The sequence below is a fragment of the Pseudomonas sp. AM4(2022) genome, assembly GCF_036346515.1.
GTDB classification, from domain to species: domain Bacteria; phylum Pseudomonadota; class Gammaproteobacteria; order Pseudomonadales; family Pseudomonadaceae; genus Aquipseudomonas; species Aquipseudomonas paracarnis.
In genome coordinates, this window is sequence record NZ_JAOTNW010000023.1 from 30061 (window position 1) to 49244 (window position 19184).

A 19184-nucleotide genomic window follows, 5' to 3' on the forward strand; every position below is an offset into this window, starting at 1 on the left:
TAAGGTTCGAGGAGTTGGTGATGAAAGTTCGTGCATCGGTGAAAAAGCTGTGCCGTAACTGCAAGATTATTCGCCGCGAAGGTGTTGTTCGAGTAATTTGCAGCGCGGAACCGCGTCACAAACAGCGCCAAGGCTGAGTGTGATCCGCTTGAAGCCCGGCAGCTAGTGCGCTGCCGGGTTGATTATTTGTTATTACAGCGATATTATCTCGCGCCCTATTTCTTGGCTTCCGGGGCGTAGGTAGCTGTCAATTGGAGTCCCACTGAATGGCCCGTATTGCAGGCGTTAACATTCCAGATAACAAGCACACTGTTATCTCGCTGACCTACATCTATGGTGTTGGTCGCACTACTGCGCAGAAAATTTGCGCAGTTGCTGGGGTAAACCCAGCCGCTAAGATCAAGGATCTGAGCGACGAGCAGATTGAACAGCTGCGTGGCGAAGTGGCGAAGTTCACCACTGAAGGTGACCTGCGTCGCGAAATCAACATGAAAATCAAGCGTTTGATGGACCTCGGTTGCTATCGCGGTCTGCGTCATCGTCGTGGTCTTCCAGTACGCGGTCAGCGTACCAAGACTAACGCGCGTACCCGTAAAGGTCCGCGTAAGCCGATCCGCAAGTAATCGCCCCAGCGAATCGACAGGAAAATTATCATGGCAAAACCTGCTGCTCGTCCTCGTAAAAAAGTTAAAAAGACAGTGGTTGATGGCATCGCCCACATCCATGCATCTTTTAACAACACAATCGTGACCATCACCGACCGTCAAGGTAACGCGCTTTCTTGGGCTACCTCCGGTGGTTCGGGTTTCCGCGGTTCCCGCAAGTCCACCCCGTTTGCTGCTCAAGTAGCTGCTGAACGTGCTGGTCAAGCTGCGCTGGAATACGGCCTGAAAAACCTCGACGTTAACGTCAAGGGTCCAGGTCCAGGTCGTGAGTCTGCTGTCCGTGCTTTGAACGGCTGTGGCTATAAGATCGCCAGCATCACCGACGTGACGCCAATCCCGCACAACGGGTGCCGTCCGCCGAAGAAGCGCCGCGTGTAATCCAGGAGATTGTAAAGAATGGCTCGTTACATTGGTCCAAAATGCAAACTCGCTCGTCGCGAAGGCACCGATCTCTTCCTGAAGAGCGGCGTGCGCGCGATCGAATCGAAGTGCAACATTGAAGCAGCACCTGGTATCCACGGCCAACGCCGCGGTCGCCAGTCCGACTACGGCACCCAACTGCGTGAAAAGCAGAAGGTCCGTCGTATCTACGGCGTTCTCGAGCGTCAGTTCAGCGGCTACTACAAAGAAGCTGCTGGCAAGAAAGGTGCAACCGGTGAAAACCTGCTGCAACTGCTCGAATGCCGTCTGGACAACGTTGTATACCGTATGGGCTTTGGTTCGACTCGTGCCGAATCCCGTCAGCTGGTATCGCACAAGTCGATCAGCGTTAACGGTCAGACCGTAAACGTTCCGTCCTACCAGGTTCGTGCTGGTGACGTGGTCGCAGTTCGCGAGAAAGCAAAAAACCAACTTCGCATTGTCCAAGCTCTCGATCTGTGTGCCCAACGTGGCCGCGTAGAATGGGTAGAAGTAGACACTGAGAAGAAGTCGGGCGTTTTCAAGAACGTTCCTGCTCGCAGTGATCTGTCCGCCGACATCAACGAAAGCCTGATTGTCGAGCTCTACTCCAAGTAAGGGCTAGAAAATAGGTGCATCCATGCAGATTTCGGTAAATGAGTTCCTGACACCCCGCCACATTGATGTGCAGGTTGTCAGTCCAACCCGCGCCAAAATTACTCTCGAGCCTCTCGAGCGTGGTTTTGGCCACACCCTGGGCAACGCGCTGCGCCGCATCCTGTTGTCCTCAATGCCCGGCTGTGCAGTAGTCGAGGCCGAGATTGACGGTGTGCTCCACGAGTACAGCGCCATCGAAGGTGTACAGGAAGACGTAATTGAAATCCTGTTGAACCTTAAAGGTCTGGCTATCAAGCTGCACGGCCGTGACGAAGTTACGCTGACCTTGTCGAAGAAGGGTTCGGGGGTGGTTACCGCTGCCGATATTCAGCTGGATCATGATGTCGAGATCGTTAACCCCGATCACGTAATCGCTAACCTGGCGTCTAACGGCGCCCTGAACATGAAGCTCACTGTAGCTCGTGGTCGTGGTTATGAACCGGCCGACTCGCGTCAGAGCGATGAAGACGAAAGCCGCAGCATTGGTCGCTTGCAGCTTGACTCTTCGTTCAGCCCGGTTCGCCGTATCGCATACGTGGTGGAAAACGCCCGTGTCGAGCAGCGTACTAACCTGGACAAGCTGGTTATTGATCTGGAAACCAACGGTACCCTGGATCCTGAAGAGGCTATCCGCCGCGCTGCAACCATTCTGCAACAGCAGTTGGCTGCGTTCGTCGACCTCAAAGGTGACAGCGAACCAGTGGTAATCGAGCAAGAAGACGAGATCGATCCGATCCTGCTTCGCCCGGTTGACGATCTGGAACTGACTGTACGTTCGGCTAACTGCCTTAAGGCGGAAAACATTTACTACATCGGTGACCTGATCCAGCGCACCGAAGTAGAACTGTTGAAGACTCCGAACCTGGGCAAGAAATCCTTGACTGAAATCAAGGACGTTCTGGCCTCCCGCGGTCTGTCCCTCGGCATGCGCCTCGACAACTGGCCGCCTGCAAGTCTTAAGAAGGACGACAAGGCGACTGCCTGATCGTCGTAATCACCGAACGTGAGTTTGGTAAGGAATGAACCATGCGTCATCGTAAAAGTGGTCGTCACCTGAGCCGTACCAGCTCGCACCGCAAGGCCATGTTCCAAAACATGGCGGTGTCGCTGTTCGAGCACGAGCTGATCAAAACTACACTGCCGAAAGCTAAAGAACTGCGTCGCGTTGCTGAGCCGCTGATCACTTTGGCCAAGACAGACAGCCTGGCTAACCGCCGTCTGGCTTTCGACCGTACTCGTTCGAAAGCTATCGTTGGTAAGCTCTTCAACGACCTGGGCAAGCGTTACGCTACCCGTGAGGGTGGCTACCTGCGCATCCTCAAGTGCGGTTTCCGCGCTGGCGACAACGCGCCTATGGCGTACGTCGAGTTGGTTGATCGTGCTACTGCCGGCGAAGCTGTAAGCGCCGAGTAAGACGACAAGCTGCAACGAAGAACCGGGCCTAGTGCCCGGTTTTTTGTGCGCGTAACAAAAGCGCAATTTATACAAGCTTCCGTAGGCCGGGCGCTGCACTATAGCGAACGGAGTGCTGTTAGTTATTCTCTATCGACGCCTGCAATTTAATGAATTTGTACGCGTGGTGTTGATGATTAATACTCCCTCCAAGCCGATTAGCCGGCAGTTCCAAGTCCGACCTGAGGAAGATTGAGCATGAGCCAGAATAAAGTCCTTACCACCGCCAGCGGCGCTCCCGTTGCGGATAACCAGAACTCCCGTTCCGCGGGCCCTCGTGGTCCGTTGTTACTCGACGATTTCCACCTGATCGAGAAGCTCGCTCACTTCAACCGTGAAAACATTCCTGAGCGTCGCGTGCACGCCAAAGGATCGGGCGCCTACGGTACGTTCACAGTCACCCGTGACATCACCCAGTACACCAGCGCCAAGCTGTTCGAATCTGTTGGCAAGCAAACGCCGACATTCTTGCGATTCTCCACTGTAGGCGGTGAGCGCGGTTCTGCTGACACTGAACGTGATCCACGTGGCTTTGCCCTGAAGTTCTATACCGAAGAGGGTAACTGGGACATCGTTGGTAACAACACCCCGGTGTTCTTTATCCGTGACCCGCTGAAATTCCCGGACTTTATCCACACCCAGAAGCGTCTGCCCCAAAGCAACCTGAAAAGCGCGCAGATGATGTGGGATTTCTGGTCGCACTCCCCAGAGGCTTTGCACCAGGTCACCATCCTGTTTTCGGACCGCGGGATTCCAGACGGCTACCGTCACATGCATGGTTTTGGCAGCCACACTTACAGTCTGATCAACGCCCAGGGCGAGCGTCATTGGGTGAAGTGGCACTACAAGACCAAGCAAGGCATCAAGAACCTGGCGCCGGCCGAGGCTGCACGCTTGGCGGGTACCGATCCTGACTACGCCCAGCGTGATCTGTTTGGTGCAATCGAGCGTGGTGACTTCCCCAAGTGGCGCGTGTGCATCCAGATCATGACCGAGGCGCAGGCGAATGCCCATTACGAGAACCCGTTTGATGTGACCAAGACCTGGTCGCAAAAAGAGTTTCCGTTGATTGAAGTGGGTGAGTTGGAGCTCAACCGTAATCCGCAGAACTACTTCGCAGAAGTCGAGCAGGCGGCATTTGGCCCAAGCAACATGGTCCCAGGCGTTGGCCTGTCGCCAGACCGTATGCTGCAAGGTCGGGTTTTTGCCTACGCCGATGCTCACCGTTACCGTGTGGGCACCAACCACCAGCAACTGCCGGTGAACGCGCCACGTAGCCCGGTTAACAGCTACCAGCGTGACGGTTCCATGGCTTTCGGCAGCAACGGTGGTGCAGCTCCGAACTACGAGCCAAACAGCTATGCCGACGCACCGAAACAAGCTCCGCAGTATGCAGAGCCAGCATTGGCCCTGAGCGGCGCCGCTGATCGCTACGATCATCGCGAAGATACGGACTACTACAGCCACGCCGGTGCGCTGTTCCGTCTGATGAATGATGAGCAGAAAGCTTTGCTCACCAATAACATCGCGGGCGCCATGGGTGGGGTTTCTAGTGATGTGGTCCAGCGTCAACTGCAGCACTTCTATAAGGCCGACCCGGCTTATGGAGAAGCAATCGCAAAGGCACTGGGTGTATCGCTTAACTGACTCTAAACGATAAGCAGAACCGCCCTCATTTGGGCGGTTTTTGCGTTATTTCAGCTACTTTTCTCCGGAAATCTTCACTTTTCTGCCGTTTGTCCCGTGACCTTCAAGTCAGCATGGTTCAAACTACAGTCTTTCAAGCAGGGAGATGTAGGGCGATGCAAGGTCACCCCGACGTAATCGATTACCTCAACACGTTGCTGACGGGCGAACTGGCAGCTCGTGACCAATATTTCATCCATTCGCGTATGTACGAAGACTGGGGCTTTACCGAGCTCTACGAGCGTATCAACCACGAAATGGAAGAAGAGGCACAGCACGCTGACGCCCTGATGCGCCGCATTCTGATGCTCGAAGGCACGCCGCGTATGCGTCCTGATGATCTGGACGTGGGTACCACAGTGCCTGACATGCTCGCTGCCGATCTTCGCCTTGAATACAAGGTCCGTGCCGCACTCTGCAAGGGCATAGAGCTTTGCGAGCAGCACAACGACTATGTCACCCGGGAAATACTGCGGGTGCAGTTGAATGACACCGAAGAAGATCACACCTACTGGCTGGAAAAGCAGTTGGGCCTGATCAAGCTGATCGGTCTGGAGAATTACCTGCAATCGCAGTTCTGATTCCCGGCTATAAAAAGCCCCTGTCACCGCAAAGTGACAGGGGCTTTTTATTGGACGATGAAAAGATCAGGCCCGGTCGCGTTCCAGCAACGGTTTCAGGTAGTAACCGGTGTGCGACTGCGGCATTTCGCAGACCTGCTCCGGCGTGCCCACTGCGATGATCTGGCCACCCTTCGAGCCGCCTTCCGGCCCCAGGTCTACCAGCCAGTCGGCAGTCTTGATCACATCAAGGTTGTGCTCGATCACCACCACGGTATTGCCGTGGTCCCGCAAGCGGTGAAGTACGTCCAGCAACTGCTGGATATCCGCGAAGTGCAGGCCAGTGGTCGGCTCATCGAGGATGTACAAGGTTTTGCCAGTATCGCGCTTGGACAGCTCGCGAGACAGCTTGACCCGCTGCGCCTCGCCACCCGACAGCGTGGTCGCTGATTGCCCCAGCTTGATGTACGACAGGCCCACATCCATTAGCGTCTGCAGCTTGCGCGCCAACGCCGGCACTGCGTCGAAGAACTCGCGAGCTTCCTCGATCGTCATTTCCAGGGTCTCGTGGATGCTCTTGCCCTTGTACTTGATCTCCAGGGTCTCGCGGTTGTAGCGCTTGCTCTTGCACACATCGCAAGGCACGTAGATGTCCGGCAGGAAGTGCATCTCCACCTTGATGAGGCCATCGCCCTGGCACGCTTCACAGCGGCCACCCTTGACGTTGAACGAGAACCGGCCCGGCCCATAACCCCGTGAGCGCGACTCTGGCACGCCAGCGAACAACTCACGGATAGGGGTAAACAGCCCGGTGTAGGTGGCTGGGTTGGAGCGAGGCGTACGCCCAATCGGGCTCTGGTCGATGTCGACGACCTTGTCCAAATGCTCCAGGCCCTTGATGCTGTCGTGAGCCGCCGCTTCCAGGGTGGTCGCGCCATTCAGGGCGGTAGCACTCAGTGGGAACAGGGTGTTGTTGATCAGTGTCGACTTGCCCGAACCGGAAACGCCGGTCACGCAGGTCAGCAGGCCCAGCGGAATCTCCAGGTCGACATTGCGCAGGTTGTTCCCGCGCGCGCCCTTGAGATGCAGCGCCATTTTCTTGTTGCGCGGCGTCCGCTTGGCAGGTACTTCAATCTTCACACGCCCCGACAAGTATTTGCCGGTCAGTGAATCAGGATGTGCCATCACCTCGGCAGGCGTGCCTTCAGCAACTATATGGCCACCATGCACGCCCGCGCCGGGGCCGATATCGACCACGTAGTCCGCCAGGCGGATAGCGTCTTCATCATGCTCGACCACGATCACGGTATTGCCGATATCGCGCAGGTGTTTCAGCGTGCCCAGCAGGCGGTCGTTATCCCGTTGGTGCAAGCCAATCGACGGCTCGTCGAGGATATACAGCACGCCTACAAGGCCCGCGCCAATCTGGCTGGCCAGGCGAATACGCTGTGCCTCACCACCAGACAAGGTATCGGCGCTGCGGTCCAGCGATAGATAGTCCAGGCCCACGTTGACCAGAAACTGCAATCGCTCGCGAATCTCCTTGAGGATCTTGTCGGCAATTTCTCCACGACGACCGGTCAGCTTCAGCACGCCAAAGTATTCACAGGCATCGCCGATCGGCAGGTTGGTCACTGCCGGCAGGGTCTTCTCGCCCACCCATACATGCCGGGCTTCACGGCGCAGGCGCGTGCCACGGCAGTCCGGGCATGGCTGCGTACTGAGGAACTTCGCCAGCTCCTCGCGCACGCTCGCCGATTCGGTTTCGCGGTAACGGCGTTCCAGGTTTGGCACGATGCCTTCGAACGGGTGCGAGCGCTTGACGATATCGCCGCGGTCGTTCAGGTATTTGAAGTCGACATTCTGCGAACCGCTGCCATTTAGAATGACCTTCTGCTGGTCTGCCGGGAGCTGGTTGAACGGTACTTCCAGGCTGAACTTGTAGTGGGAGGCCAACGACCCAAGCATCTGGAAGTAATAGACGTTACGCCTGTCCCATCCGCGTATCGCCCCCTCGGCCAAGGTCAGTTCGCCATTGACCAGGCGCTTGATATCGAAAAACTGCTTCACACCCAGGCCGTCGCAGGTCGGGCAGGCGCCCGCCGGGTTGTTGAAGGAAAACAGTTTGGGTTCCAGCTCGCTGATGGCATGGCCACAGATCGGGCAGGCGAAGCGTGCGGAGAAGATGATCTCTTCGCCCGGCTCGTCATCCATCGGTGCTACCAGGGCAATGCCATCGGCCAGCTTCAGCGCGGTTTCGAACGATTCCGCCAAACGCTGCTGCAAGTCGGCGCGCACCTTGAATCGGTCGACCACCACATCAATGGAGTGCTTTTTCTGCTTGTCCAGCTTCGGCGCTTCGTCCAGCTCATAGAGCTTGCCGTTGATGCGCGCACGCACGAAGCCCTGGGCACGCAGTTCTTCGAAGACCGACAGGTGTTCGCCCTTGCGCTCGCGAATGACGGGCGCCAGCAGCATCAGCTTGGCGCCTTCGGGCTGGGCCAGCACCAGGTCGACCATCTGGCTGACGGTCTGGGCTTCCAGGGGGATATCGTGGTCCGGGCAGCGGGGGATACCCACGCGTGCGTAGAGCAGGCGCAGGTAGTCGTAGATCTCGGTAATGGTACCCACGGTGGAGCGCGGGTTGTGGGACGTGGATTTCTGCTCGATGGAAATAGCCGGCGACAGGCCTTCAATGGTGTCGACATCGGGCTTTTCCATCATCGACAAGAACTGCCGGGCGTAGGCCGACAGCGATTCCACATAGCGACGCTGACCTTCGGCATACAGCGTGTCGAACGCCAGGGACGATTTGCCGGAGCCGGACAAGCCGGTGATGACGATCAGTTTGTCCCGGGGCAGGGTCAGGTCGATGTTCTTCAGGTTGTGGGTTCTAGCCCCACGAATCAGGATCTTGTCCAAGATGGCCTCGCACGGCGGGCGTAAATGATGCCGGAGTATACGGCTAAAGACTGGATGAATATACACTGTCAAAACGCCGCTTGCAGCCTTACATGAAAGCTGCGCGGCAAAGCGCCGCATATACCCTCTCAATCGATGGGACTGGTAGAATCGCCGCCGGTTCACACGAGGTTTTTCCATGCACGATCCCCACAGCGAACGCATGAGTAGCGGCGAGACCCGAGCGGCAAGCGGTCTGGCCCTGGTGTTCGCCTTCCGTATGCTGGGCATGTTTATGGTGCTGCCGGTGCTGGCCACCTATGGGATGGATCTCGCAGGTGCGACCCCCGCCTTGATCGGCCTGGCGATTGGAGCCTATGGCCTGACCCAGGCGATTTTCCAGATCCCGTTCGGGATTATTTCCGACCGCATTGGCCGTCGCCCGGTGATCTATCTCGGGCTGATCGTATTCGCCCTTGGCAGTGTGCTAGCGGCCCAATCCGATTCGATCTGGGGCGTGATCGCCGGCCGCATCCTGCAGGGCGCCGGTGCGATTTCCGCCGCCGTGATGGCGCTGTTGTCCGACCTGACCCGCGAACAACACCGCACCAAGGCCATGGCGATGATCGGCATGACCATCGGCCTGTCGTTTGCCGTGGCCATGGTGGTCGGGCCCTTGCTCACGCGTGCGTTCGGCTTGCATGGGCTGTTCCTGGCCACGGGCGGCATGGCGTTGTTCGGCATCCTGATCGTGGCCTTTATGGTGCCGCGCTCCACCGGCACCCTGGCGCACCGTGAATCGGGCGTTGCACGCAAGGCGTTGCTGCCGACGCTCAAGCACCCGGACCTGCTGCGCCTGGATTTAGGTATCTTCGTATTACACGCCATGCTGATGTGCAGCTTCGTCGCCTTGCCCCTGGCCCTGGTGGAAAAAGCCGGGTTACCCAAGGAGCAGCACTGGTGGGTCTACCTCACTGCGCTGTTGATTTCGTTCTTCGCCATGATCCCGTTCATTATCTATGGCGAGAAGAAACGCAAAATGAAACGAGTTTTACTCGGCGCCGTCGCGACATTGATGCTCACTGAACTATTCTTCTGGCAGTTCGGCGACAGCCTGCGCGCATTGGTGATCGGCACGGTGGTGTTTTTCACCGCGTTCAACCTGCTCGAAGCGTCGTTGCCGTCGCTGATCAGTAAAGTTTCACCGGCGGGCGGCAAGGGCACGGCCATGGGGGTGTATTCCACCAGCCAGTTCCTGGGCTCCGCGTTGGGTGGCATCATGGGCGGCTGGATGTTCCAGCATGGCGGTTTGTCGGTTGTGTTCCTCGGATGCGCCGCGCTGGCTGCACTTTGGCTGGCCTTTGCTGTTACCATGCGCGAACCTCCCTACGTCACCAGCCTGCGTTTGCCGCTATCGCCCGAGGCGATCCGCGAAGCTGGCCTGGTCGAGCGCCTGAAGGCCGTCGTAGGGGTAACGGATGCAGTTGTGGTCGCAGAAGAAGCGGCCATTTACATCAAATTGGACACCGAATTATTGGATCGCGCGACGCTCGAGCAACTGGTCAACCCAGTGCCGACAGCGCGCCCAGCCTAGGAGAACGTTATGGCCCGTGGGGTTAACAAAGTCATATTGGTCGGTACTTGCGGCCAGGATCCCGAAGTTCGCTACTTGCCTAACGGTAACGCCGTGACCAACCTGAGCCTGGCGACCAGCGAACAGTGGACCGACAAGCAGACCGGCCAGAAGGTCGAGAAGACCGAATGGCACCGCGTGTCGATGTTCGGCAAGGTCGCAGAGATCGCCGGTGAATACCTGCGCAAAGGTTCGCAGGTGTACATCGAAGGCAAACTGCAAACCCGCGAGTGGGAAAAAGACGGCATCAAGCGTTACACCACCGAAATCGTGGTCGACATGCAAGGCACCATGCAACTGCTGGGCGGCCGTCCACAGGGCGACCAACAGGGCCAGGGCGGCATGTCCAACTCGGCACCGCGCCCGCAGCAGTCGCGTCCGCAGCCAAGCCAGCAGCCACAGCGTGAGTCGCGCCCAGCGCCACAACAGGCTGCTCCGCAACCGGCTCAGGATTTCGACAGCTTTGATGACGATATCCCGTTCTAAGGCCTGACACCTTGGAACAAACAAAACCCCCGATAGCGAAAGCATCGGGGGTTTTTTATGGGCGATGAACAGGCGTCGGTGCACGCGCTGCCTTTGTGCAGGCAGCACACCAACCCCAGCATTTGTTCTCATGGCTCACAAGATTTAGGCTGTCGCCACCTCTAAGAAAGAAGGAAGCTGTGATGACCTGGTCCGCCAAGCAGTACACGATGTTCGAACAGCAGCGCACTCGCCCCGTCCGTGACCTGGTTGCGGCAATTCCCAACACCGACGTGGTGACCGCCGTCGACCTGGGGTGCGGGCCGGGGAACTCCACCGAAGTACTGGCCGAGCGTTTCCCCCAAGCAGAGGTCACGGGTATGGACAGCTCCGATGACATGTTGGCAGACGCCCGCAAGCGCCTGCCCAGGTTGAACTTCGAGTTGGCAGACATCGGCGCCTGGCATCCTGCGCAACGCTTGGATGTGATCCTGGCCAATGCCTCGCTGCAATGGCTGCCCGACCACGCCACGCTCTACCCGCACTTGGTCCACCAACTGAATCCAGGCGGTACGCTGGCGGTGCAAACCCCGGACAACCTTGACGAGCCCGCTCATCGCCTGGCCCGCGAAGTTGCGGCCGATGGCCCATGGTCGGCGAAGATAGGGGCGGTCAAACACAATGAGCGGCACACCGCCAGTTACTACTACGAGCTGCTGAGCAAGCATTGCAGTACCGTGGACGTGTGGCGCACCACCTATCAACACCCGTTGGCGGACCACGCGGCGGTGGTGGAGTGGTTCAAGGCCTCGGCATTGCGGCCTTTTCTCGCACCGTTGACCGACGATGAAAAAGCCGCCTTCCTGCAGCACTACCAGGCGCGAATTACCCTGGCTTATCCAGCCCTGGCCGATGGCACGGTGTTGTTGCCCTTTCCGCGCCTGTTCATCATCGCCACACGCTAACGCGATCAATCCGGGTGGCGGTCATGCAACCGCTGCTTGGGCCTTCAGATATTCTTCTGCCGACACTACACCCGCATAGCCAAATGCCAGGGAGGCCATGTACGCCCCGTGCACCTGTGCCGCCGGTATCACCTGGCCGTTGAATTCCTGGTCGCGAGTGGCACAGGCGTCATGAATGACCGTAACCTTGTAGCCCAGGTCCGCCGCCGCCCGCACTACGGCGTCAACGCACATATGGCTCATGCTGCCCACCACCACCACGTCGGTGATGCTGCGCTGTTCCAGCAATTCGCGCAGATTGGTTTGGCGAAACGCATTCACGAAGTGTTTGAGCACCACCGGTTCATCGCCCTCGTTGAGCACCTTGGCATGCAAGTGCGCGCCTTCGGAGCCCGGTGTGAAGAACGGTGCATCGTCCCCGGCGAACTCATGGCGTACATGAATCACTGCATCGCCGGCTTGTCGAAACGCCTGTAGCACCAGCGCCGCCTTGTCCGCTGCGGCTTCCACGCCGTCGAGCGGCCACTTGCCCTGGGGGAAGTAGTCGTTCTGGATATCGATTAGGATGAGCGCCTGCTTGGCCATGTGTGTTGCCTCGTGATGGGTTGATGGGCCTAGTATCTTAGCTGGCGATCACACAGAGAATTGGCCGCACCGACAATAACAGGGGGAAAACTGACAATGGCCGCGCAACGCAGCACTGTCGAGCTGGGTGTGTTGATCTACCAGGGCGCGCAACTCGCCGCAGTCCACGGGCTGACCGACCTGTTCGGGGTCGCTAACCGCATCGCCGCCGAGCATGAATCTGCGCAACTGCCGCTGCTGCGGGTCAGCCACTGGCAGGTAGATGCTCACGGCACGCCCGCGCGCACGTTCGACAGCCACCCAGGCCCCGACCAACTGATGATGGCCGTGTTGGTGCCACCCTCGATTGCAGAGTTCACCGAAGACCAGGCGCCGCCCGCGTTGCTGGAGTGGCTGCGCCAGCAACATGCGGCCGGCACCGTGCTTGGCGGCGTGTGCATCGGCTCTATCATGCTGGCGCGCAGCGGCCTGTTGGATGGCCGCAGCGCCACCACCCACTGGTCCTCCGCGAAATCTTTTGCGGCCTGTTACCCGGCGGTGCGCCTGGAAGCGGATAAACCCATTGTCGATGACGGCGACCTGATCACTTCCGCGGGGCTGATGGCCTGGTCCGAACTGGGCCTGCGCCTGGTCGACCGGCTGATGGGCCCGAGCATTGCAGCCGACACGGCGCGTTTTCTGGTGATCGAACACAGCGCCAGTGCCAGCCAGTGCGGTAGCAACTTTGCGCCGATTCTCCGGCACGGTGACAGCGCGGTCCTCAAGGTCCAGCATTGGCTGCAAGCCAGTGGCGCGGTGGATGTGTCCGTGGCGGCGATGGCGCAGGAGGCGAACCTGGAGGCGCGCACCTTTCTGCGGCGCTTTCGCAACGCCACCGGGTTGAAACCCACCGAGTACTGCCAGCACCTGCGAGTCGGCAAGGCGCGGCAGATGCTGGAGTTCACCAATGGCACGATCGATCACATTGCCTGGACCGTGGGCTATCAAGACCCCGGCGCCTTTCGTACCATTTTCAAAAAAATCACCGGCCTGTCCCCCAGTGATTACCGCAACCGGTTTGGGGTTTGAATCGTGCAGAACGCCGCAGGATTAACCTCGGGTCGTGCAGAATAAAACAGGCTAACGGCCATCACTTTGTGCGCAACTGATTGATTTAACTGCCACGCCCGCAAACCCTACGTTGGCCTGATCCATGCAGCCCTCCTGCTACACAACGGCTGATAGAAAGGGGAACGCATGACCCCCATAAGTCGCAACAAGAAGCTGGTGGTTGCCCACTCCATGCGAGAAGGCGCGCCCTTGCATGAAATCGAAACTAACCGCGCCCTCGCACGCTGGCTGGCGCAGATCCTGGGGCTCAAGTTCGGTGGCAGTTACGACCCGGCCCTGCATGCGGGTCGGGAATTGTATCTGCTGCCCACGCAAACCCTGGTCGGGCCCGCCCAAGCGCGCCAGCTCAATATCATGGGGCCACAAGATCTATGGGGCGGCTATGTCGATCATGCTTTCATCTGCACCAAAGCTATCAGCCACGGCCTGCTGAGTCCCGAGGCCAAGGCGCCCGATGGCTGGTCGCCGACATTCTGCGAGCGCGTGCGTGACGTGGTGTTGGACGGTGTGAGTGTGTTCGCCCTTGAGGATGCACGGCCTGCCGCGACCCGCTTGCTCTACAGCGGCCCGATTCGTCTGAAACCCGTGAACGCCTGTGCAGGGCGCGGGCAGGAAGTTATCCACAGCCTGGATGAGTTCGACGCGATAGTGGCGCGCCCGGAAGCGGCCCGAATGTTCAATGAGGGCGTGGTGCTGGAACAAGATCTGCACGAGGTGGTCACCCACAGTGTGGGGCATAGCTTTATCGGCGATCACCTCTTCAGCTACTGCGGCGAGCAGCACCTGACGCAAGACGGGCAGGGGGAAGAGGTCTACGGTGGTTCCGATCTGCTGGTCGTCCCCGGTGATTACGCAGCCCTGCTCAAACTGGATCTGCCTGAAGACGTGCGTGAGGCCATCGAACAGGCGCTGGTTTTCGACCGTGCTGCGAATGAGGCCTACCCGGGCTTCTTCGCCTCGCGCCGCAACTACGACATCGCCCAAGGCCTGGACAGCACAGGCCAGCGCCGCAGTGGCGTGCTCGAACAATCCTGGCGCATGGGCGGAGCCAGCAGCGCGGAAGTCGCGGCGCTGCAGAGCTTTATCAACCACCCGGGCCTGAAGGCTATCCGTGTGTCCTCGGTAGAAACCTATGCAGACCAAGCGCTGCCGGCGGATGCCATAGAGGTATACCGAGGCCCGGCCGAGAACAGCGACTTTCTACTCAAATATGTGACGGTCAAGACTTATGACGGCTAGAAGCGAGAGCATCACCATCGATATAGACGACGAACAGATGAGCGGGACATTCCTCAGTCCCAAGTCCAAAGTACCCGGTGTGTTGTTCGTGCACGGTTGGGGCGGCAGCCAGGAGCGCGACCTGGAGCGGGCCAAAGGCATCGCAGGCCTTGGGTGTGTGTGCCTGACCTTCGACCTGCGTGGCCATGCTGGCACCGGCATCCCTTTGTCCCGCGTCACCCGTGAAGACAACCTGCGCGACCTGCTGGCCGCCTACGACCGCCTGCTATCCCACCCGGCTATCGACACCTCGGCGGTGGCAGTGGTGGGTACCAGTTATGGCGGGTACCTGGCGGCGATCCTCACCTCGTTGCGCCCGGTACGTTGGCTGGCGCTACGAGTGCCGGCGCTGTACCGCGATCAGGAATGGCTCAAGCCCAAGCGCGACTTGGATAAAGCTGACCTGATGGATTACCGCGGCACCCTCGTGCACGCCGAAACCAACCGTGCCCTGCATGCCTGCGCGCAATTTACCGGTGATGTGCTGATTGTCGAGTCGCAAACCGACGACCATGTGCCCCACGCCACCATTATGAGTTACCGCGCGGCGTGCCAGCAGACCCATTCGCTGACCCACCGCATCATCGACGGTGCCGACCATTCCCTGAGCGACCCGGTGTCGCAGCAGGCGTACACCTCGATCCTGGTGGACTGGATTACCGAGATGGTGGTGGGGGAGCGGTTGAGCATCATCCAGTCCCGTTGATCATCTGTGCCTGGGCTGCCGCCTTCGCGAGCAAGCCCGCTCCCACATTTGGAACGCGATCCAACCTGTGGGAGCGGGCTTGCTCGCGAAGGCGATGTAACTATCAACTCAGTTCTCTCAGGCTGTCTTCTTCACCCGCAACGCCTTGGCCTTGGCCTCCACCCCCAAATACATCACCAGTGCAATCAACAGCGGGCAAATAAAATAAATCGCCCGGTACGCGATCAGCCCGGCCAGCAAACTCCCCCGGGACGCCTCATGCTGCAACAGCGCAATGAACACCGCCTCCAACACCCCCAACCCGGCGGGAATATGGGTGACCACCCCGGCAATCGCGCTGATCAACAGCACCCCCAGCACCAGTGGGTAATCCAGTTTGGCCGGCAGCAAGGTAAATATCACCGCGGCCATCAACGACCAGTTCAACGCACCCAGGGCCAACTGCAAACAGGCCATGCGCAGCGACGGCAAGTTGATCTCGATACCGCGAATCGACCACGCGCGCTTTTTCGAAAATCGGCATGCCGCCAGGTAGCCCAGGCTCGCGATCACCAATAACGCCCCGACCCCTTGCAAGGCGCCGCTGCTGAGCTTCCAGCCCGGCGGCAGGGTCACCAACCCGCTGCTGAATACCACTCCGGCCAACGCCATATAGCCGAACCAATTGGTGGCCAGGCTCAGGCCGAGGATCTTGGCGATATTGCTGGTGCTCACGCCCAGGCGCGAATACAGCCGATACCGCATGGCGATGCCACCGACCCAGGCGCTGAGGTTGAGGTTGAACGCGTAGCTGATGAAACCCACCGGCAATATCTGCTTCCAGCGCAACGGCTGGCGAATGTAGGTGCGGCCGATCAAATCGAAACAGGCGTAGACGATAAAACTGCACAGCGTCAGCGCGCCGGCGATGAACAATGTGCGCAGCTTGAACTCGCTCAGGGTCTGGAACACTTCGCTCCAGTCGATGCGCCGGGCGAGCAGGGTAAACAACACGATCAGCAGCACGAAGAACGCAATCGTCAGCGGTTTCTTCCAGCGCTTGAACCCAGAGGCTTGCGCTTGGGGGCGGGCTTCAGACGTCATGGGGTGTGGTCTCAAAAGGCTTCAAGCGCGGTTTGTGGGCCGGCAACCAACTGGCCAGTACCGGGAAATGGCGCATCACATGAAACACCAGGAAACCCACGGTCAAACGCCAGAGCCACAGGCGTGGCTTGCGCTTTTCCGGCATGGTCTGGCAATGATTGTGGGCGAGGGCTTCCAGGCGTTCGTATAGCTGCTGATTGAAAGCCCGGTCGCGAATCAGCACATTGGCCTCCAGGTTCAATGCCAGGCTCAGTGGGTCCAGGTTGCTCGAACCGACGGTGCTCCATTCGTCATCCACCAACGCCACCTTGCCGTGCAGCGGGCGTTGGCAGTATTCGTGAATCACCACACCATCCTTGAGCAGATAGTCATAGAGCATGCGCGCGGCGAGTTTCGCCAACAGCACGTCGGGCTGGCCCTGCATGATCAACTGCACCTGCACGCCACGGCGTGCCGCGTTACGGATCTCGCGAAGCAAGCGATAGCCGGGGAAGAAGTACGCGTTGGCGATCACCACCCGCTGCCGGGCCTGGCTCAAGGCGTGGATATACGCCTCTTCAATGTCGTCACGATGTTGGATGTTGTCTCGATAGATCAGGCGTACCAGTCCGTCGCCAGGCTCGTTCGTCCAGGGTGAGGGCCGTTGCTGGCGCCGCCGCCAACCGCGACGGCTGCGCACCTGGCGGCCACTTTGGGCGAGGGCGAAATGGTGCAGGTCGGCGACGGCCGGGCCGATCACCTGCACGGCGTAATCCTGCTTGGCTTCGGGGCCGAAATCCGCCAGGTGGTCGGCAGAAAAATTGATCCCGCCGATAAACGCCACGCGGGCATCCACCACGACGATCTTACGGTGCAGGCGGCGAAACCAGTTAGTGCGTATGCCGAAGGTCTTGGGCGCCGGGTCGAACATCTGCACCATCACCCCGGCCTCGGCCAACTCCCGCAGGAAGCCCGGGCTCAACTCGCCGCAACCAAAACCGTCGAGGCTAACCACTACCTTTACCCCACGCTTGGCCGCCTCGATGAGGATGCTGTGCAGCTCAAAGCCGACTTTGTCTTCAAAGAGGATAAAGGTCTCCAGCAGGATCTCGCGCTCTGCCGCCCGCAAAGCCTCGAACACAGCGGGAAAGTACGCCTCGCCGTTCTCCAGCAACTCAACGCGGTTGCCGCTCTGCCAGCCGTAATCCAGATCCCGCGCCTTGCTGTCATCTGGCGGTTGGTCTGTGGCGATATGGTCTACCGCAACGTTCATAACTCAACCTCCACCGACAGCGGCACATGGTCTGAGAGATGGGACCAGGGGCGAGTGGTGAGTACGCGCGGGTTGTGCACCGTCAAGTTACGCACATAAATGCGGTCCAGCGGCAGCAATGGCAGGCGTGCCGGGAAGGTGCGCGCCGGTTTGCCAAGGGTGTGCATGAACACTTCCTGCAAACCGCTTTGGCTCAGGTCGGCTTTTTGCCGCCAGTCATTGAAATCGCCAGCGACCACCAACGGCGCATCGGCCGGAATCTCGCTGATACGTTGTTCCAGTAAGCGCAATTGTTGTTGGCGATGCACCTCGCGCAAGCCCAGGTGAATGCAGATCGCGTGCACTTGCTGGCCGCTGCCCGGCAGGCGCAACACGCAATGCAGCAGGCCGCGGTTTTCATGGCCGCTTTGCGAGATGTCGAGGTTGTCGTAGCGGATGATCTGGAATTTGGACAGCAGTGCATTGCCATGGTCGCCATGGGGATAAACCGCATTGCGCCCATAGGCAAACTGCGGCCAGATGCTGTCGGCCAGAAACTCATACTGCGGCATTTTCGGCCAGTCGCTGTAGCGCTGGGGATGGCGTTCGTGAGTGCCATGGATCTCCTGCAAGAACACCATGTCTGCGCCCACACTGCGCACCGCTTCACGCAGCTCGGGCAAGATGAAACGGCGGTTCAATGCGGTGAAACCCTTGTGGATATTGACCGTCAGCACCGTGAAACGGGTGATGGCGGTGGTCGGCGGGGTGGGGATCAATTCTGGATGCGTCATGGCAATACTCCTGGTTCCGGCAGTCGACCAGGCTCGGTGAGCAGGTGTTGGTCCAGTCCGAAGCGTTGCAGCAATTGGCGTGCATCGAAGGGGGCGCGAACTTTGATGTCGTTGTCGAAAAAGCAGAACACGTCACGGTGTTTACGCCTGCGGGGTGTGTGATGCGGGTCGACGAGATGTGCGTCCGCAGGCTGCTTGCCCTGGGCCCAGCGCTCGATGCGATCGCCCCAGCGCCGGAGCGCTTCGGCGCTATAACCGCTGGCGTATAACTGCTTATCGCCGTGCAAGCGCAGGTACATGAAGTTGGCGGTCACGTCTTCCATGTACGGCCACTTGCCTGCGGTGTCCGCGACCACTAGGGCCACTCCGTGTTTATCCAGCATCTGGATGAACTCCGGTACGGCAAAACTCATGTTGCGAATCTCCACGGCATGGCGCAAAGGCTTCTTGGCATAGGCCTTCATGCTCGCCTTGCCGTTCAGGCGTGGCTCATGCTGGCGGGCGAGGGCGGCCGCCTGTTGGGTGTCCGTGGGTAATTGGGCCAGGAAGGTTTCGAACAGCGTGGCGTCAAATTTGAAGCTGGGCGGAAACTGCCAGAGGATGGGGCCGAGTTTTTCTTTGAGTTCCAGCACCCCGGAAGCGAAGAAATTCGCCATCGGCTTGTGCACGTCCCGCAGGCGCAGGATATGCGTGATGAAACGGGGCGCCTTGACACTGAACAGGAAACCTTCGGGCGTATCGGCATACCACTCGGCGTAGCGCTTGGGGGTTTGCAGCGCGTAGAACGAGCCGTTGATTTCGATGCTGTTGACGGCGCGTGACGCAAACTGCAACTCGCGTTTCTGGGTCAGCCCTTCGGGGTAGAAATCCCCGCGCCAGGGCGTGTAGCGCCAGCCGGAAATGCCGATGTGAATCGCCGCCATGTGTGCTCCCGTGGATGGTGGGTGAGGTGACCTCCGTTATGGGATGACTGCGCTATTTGGCTGAAAGTTTCCACATTCCTACAGGCGGTAC

The 19184-nt window shown here is 59.1% G+C and carries 20 protein-coding genes; 14 read left to right on the forward strand and 6 right to left on the reverse strand.

Annotation, left to right across the window (positions count from 1 at the left end; translation table 11 throughout):
- Positions 1-20: 20 nt before the first annotated feature.
- From rpmJ to bfr, 8 genes are all read left to right on the forward strand, one after another.
- Complete coding sequence (gene rpmJ / locus ODQ19_RS23880; RefSeq protein WP_002555468.1) at positions 21-137, forward strand: 50S ribosomal protein L36; 117 nt, start codon at positions 21-23, stop codon at positions 135-137.
- A gap of 129 nt (positions 138-266) precedes the next feature.
- Complete coding sequence (gene rpsM, locus ODQ19_RS23885) at positions 267-623, forward strand: 30S ribosomal protein S13 (RefSeq protein WP_003194635.1); 357 nt, start codon at positions 267-269, stop codon at positions 621-623.
- 30 nt (positions 624-653) lie between these two features.
- Positions 654-1043 (forward strand): 30S ribosomal protein S11, encoded by a 390-nt coding sequence (rpsK, locus tag ODQ19_RS23890; RefSeq protein ID WP_002555466.1) that lies wholly within the window; start codon positions 654-656, stop codon positions 1041-1043.
- 18 nt (positions 1044-1061) lie between these two features.
- Positions 1062-1682, forward strand: a complete 621-nt coding sequence (gene rpsD / locus ODQ19_RS23895; RefSeq protein ID WP_003176404.1) for a 30S ribosomal protein S4 — start codon at positions 1062-1064, stop codon at positions 1680-1682.
- A 22-nt stretch (positions 1683-1704) separates the two neighbouring features.
- Positions 1705-2706 carry a DNA-directed RNA polymerase subunit alpha gene (locus ODQ19_RS23900; protein WP_003176403.1) on the forward strand — a complete coding sequence of 334 codons (1002 nt, stop codon included), beginning with the start codon at positions 1705-1707 and terminating at the stop codon, positions 2704-2706.
- Between the two features lie 41 nt (positions 2707-2747).
- Positions 2748-3134 (forward strand): 50S ribosomal protein L17, encoded by a 387-nt coding sequence (gene rplQ, locus ODQ19_RS23905; protein ID WP_003176402.1) that lies wholly within the window; start codon positions 2748-2750, stop codon positions 3132-3134.
- 237 nt (positions 3135-3371) lie between these two features.
- Positions 3372-4820: a catalase gene (locus ODQ19_RS23910; protein ID WP_116665531.1), complete on the forward strand. Its 1449-nt coding sequence runs from the start codon at positions 3372-3374 to the stop codon at positions 4818-4820.
- A gap of 155 nt (positions 4821-4975) precedes the next feature.
- On the forward strand, positions 4976-5440 hold the full coding sequence (gene bfr, locus ODQ19_RS23915; protein WP_003176400.1) for a bacterioferritin: 465 nt from the start codon (positions 4976-4978) through the stop codon (positions 5438-5440).
- A 66-nt stretch (positions 5441-5506) separates the two neighbouring features.
- Here bfr and uvrA read toward each other — a convergent pair whose 3' ends face one another.
- The gene (gene uvrA, locus ODQ19_RS23920) at positions 5507-8341 is read right to left on the reverse strand and encodes an excinuclease ABC subunit UvrA (protein ID WP_073523777.1); all 2835 of its coding nucleotides are present in this window, start codon (positions 8339-8341) and stop codon (positions 5507-5509) included.
- 178 nt (positions 8342-8519) lie between these two features.
- On the opposite strand from uvrA, the gene ODQ19_RS23925 reads away from it, so the two are divergent.
- The 3 genes from ODQ19_RS23925 (at position 8520) to tam (ending at position 11383) form a co-directional block, all read left to right on the forward strand.
- A complete protein-coding gene (locus tag ODQ19_RS23925; RefSeq protein ID WP_116665530.1) occupies positions 8520-9914 on the forward strand; it encodes an MFS transporter in 1395 nt (464 codons plus the stop codon).
- 9 nt (positions 9915-9923) lie between these two features.
- Positions 9924-10439, forward strand: a complete 516-nt coding sequence (locus ODQ19_RS23930; RefSeq protein ID WP_020302451.1) for a single-stranded DNA-binding protein — start codon at positions 9924-9926, stop codon at positions 10437-10439.
- A 182-nt stretch (positions 10440-10621) separates the two neighbouring features.
- Positions 10622-11383 carry a trans-aconitate 2-methyltransferase gene (gene tam / locus ODQ19_RS23935; RefSeq protein ID WP_330211374.1) on the forward strand — a complete coding sequence of 254 codons (762 nt, stop codon included), beginning with the start codon at positions 10622-10624 and terminating at the stop codon, positions 11381-11383.
- Between the two features lie 21 nt (positions 11384-11404).
- On the opposite strand, the gene ODQ19_RS23940 is transcribed toward tam, so the two are convergent.
- On the reverse strand, positions 11405-11968 hold the full coding sequence (locus ODQ19_RS23940) for a cysteine hydrolase family protein (RefSeq protein ID WP_330211375.1): 564 nt from the start codon (positions 11966-11968) through the stop codon (positions 11405-11407).
- Positions 11969-12064: 96 nt separating this feature from the next.
- Here ODQ19_RS23940 and ODQ19_RS23945 point away from each other — a divergent pair, with 96 nt between their 5' ends.
- The 3 genes from ODQ19_RS23945 (at position 12065) to ODQ19_RS23955 (ending at position 15062) form a co-directional block, all read left to right on the forward strand.
- Positions 12065-13036: a GlxA family transcriptional regulator gene (locus ODQ19_RS23945; RefSeq protein ID WP_330211376.1), complete on the forward strand. Its 972-nt coding sequence runs from the start codon at positions 12065-12067 to the stop codon at positions 13034-13036.
- A gap of 168 nt (positions 13037-13204) precedes the next feature.
- Positions 13205-14317: a DUF3182 family protein gene (locus ODQ19_RS23950; RefSeq protein ID WP_330211377.1), complete on the forward strand. Its 1113-nt coding sequence runs from the start codon at positions 13205-13207 to the stop codon at positions 14315-14317.
- On the forward strand, positions 14307-15062 hold the full coding sequence (locus ODQ19_RS23955; RefSeq protein WP_330211378.1) for an alpha/beta hydrolase family protein: 756 nt from the start codon (positions 14307-14309) through the stop codon (positions 15060-15062). The genes ODQ19_RS23950 and ODQ19_RS23955 overlap by 11 nt, the downstream gene beginning before the upstream one ends.
- Positions 15063-15179: 117 nt before the next feature.
- Here the strand turns inward: ODQ19_RS23955 and ODQ19_RS23960 are convergent, their stop codons facing one another.
- From ODQ19_RS23960 to ODQ19_RS23975, 4 genes are read right to left on the reverse strand one after another with little or no spacing between them, the layout of a single operon-like run.
- Positions 15180-16145: a lysylphosphatidylglycerol synthase domain-containing protein gene (locus tag ODQ19_RS23960; protein ID WP_330211379.1), complete on the reverse strand. Its 966-nt coding sequence runs from the start codon at positions 16143-16145 to the stop codon at positions 15180-15182.
- Positions 16135-17397: a cardiolipin synthase ClsB gene (gene clsB, locus ODQ19_RS23965; RefSeq protein ID WP_330211380.1), complete on the reverse strand. Its 1263-nt coding sequence runs from the start codon at positions 17395-17397 to the stop codon at positions 16135-16137. Before clsB ends, ODQ19_RS23960 begins: the two co-directional genes overlap by 11 nt.
- A complete protein-coding gene (locus ODQ19_RS23970; RefSeq protein WP_032895083.1) occupies positions 17394-18170 on the reverse strand; it encodes an endonuclease/exonuclease/phosphatase family protein in 777 nt (258 codons plus the stop codon). The genes clsB and ODQ19_RS23970 overlap by 4 nt, the downstream gene beginning before the upstream one ends.
- Complete coding sequence (locus ODQ19_RS23975; RefSeq protein WP_330211381.1) at positions 18167-19093, reverse strand: DUF72 domain-containing protein; 927 nt, start codon at positions 19091-19093, stop codon at positions 18167-18169. The genes ODQ19_RS23970 and ODQ19_RS23975 overlap by 4 nt, the downstream gene beginning before the upstream one ends.
- Positions 19094-19184 lie beyond the last annotated feature (91 nt).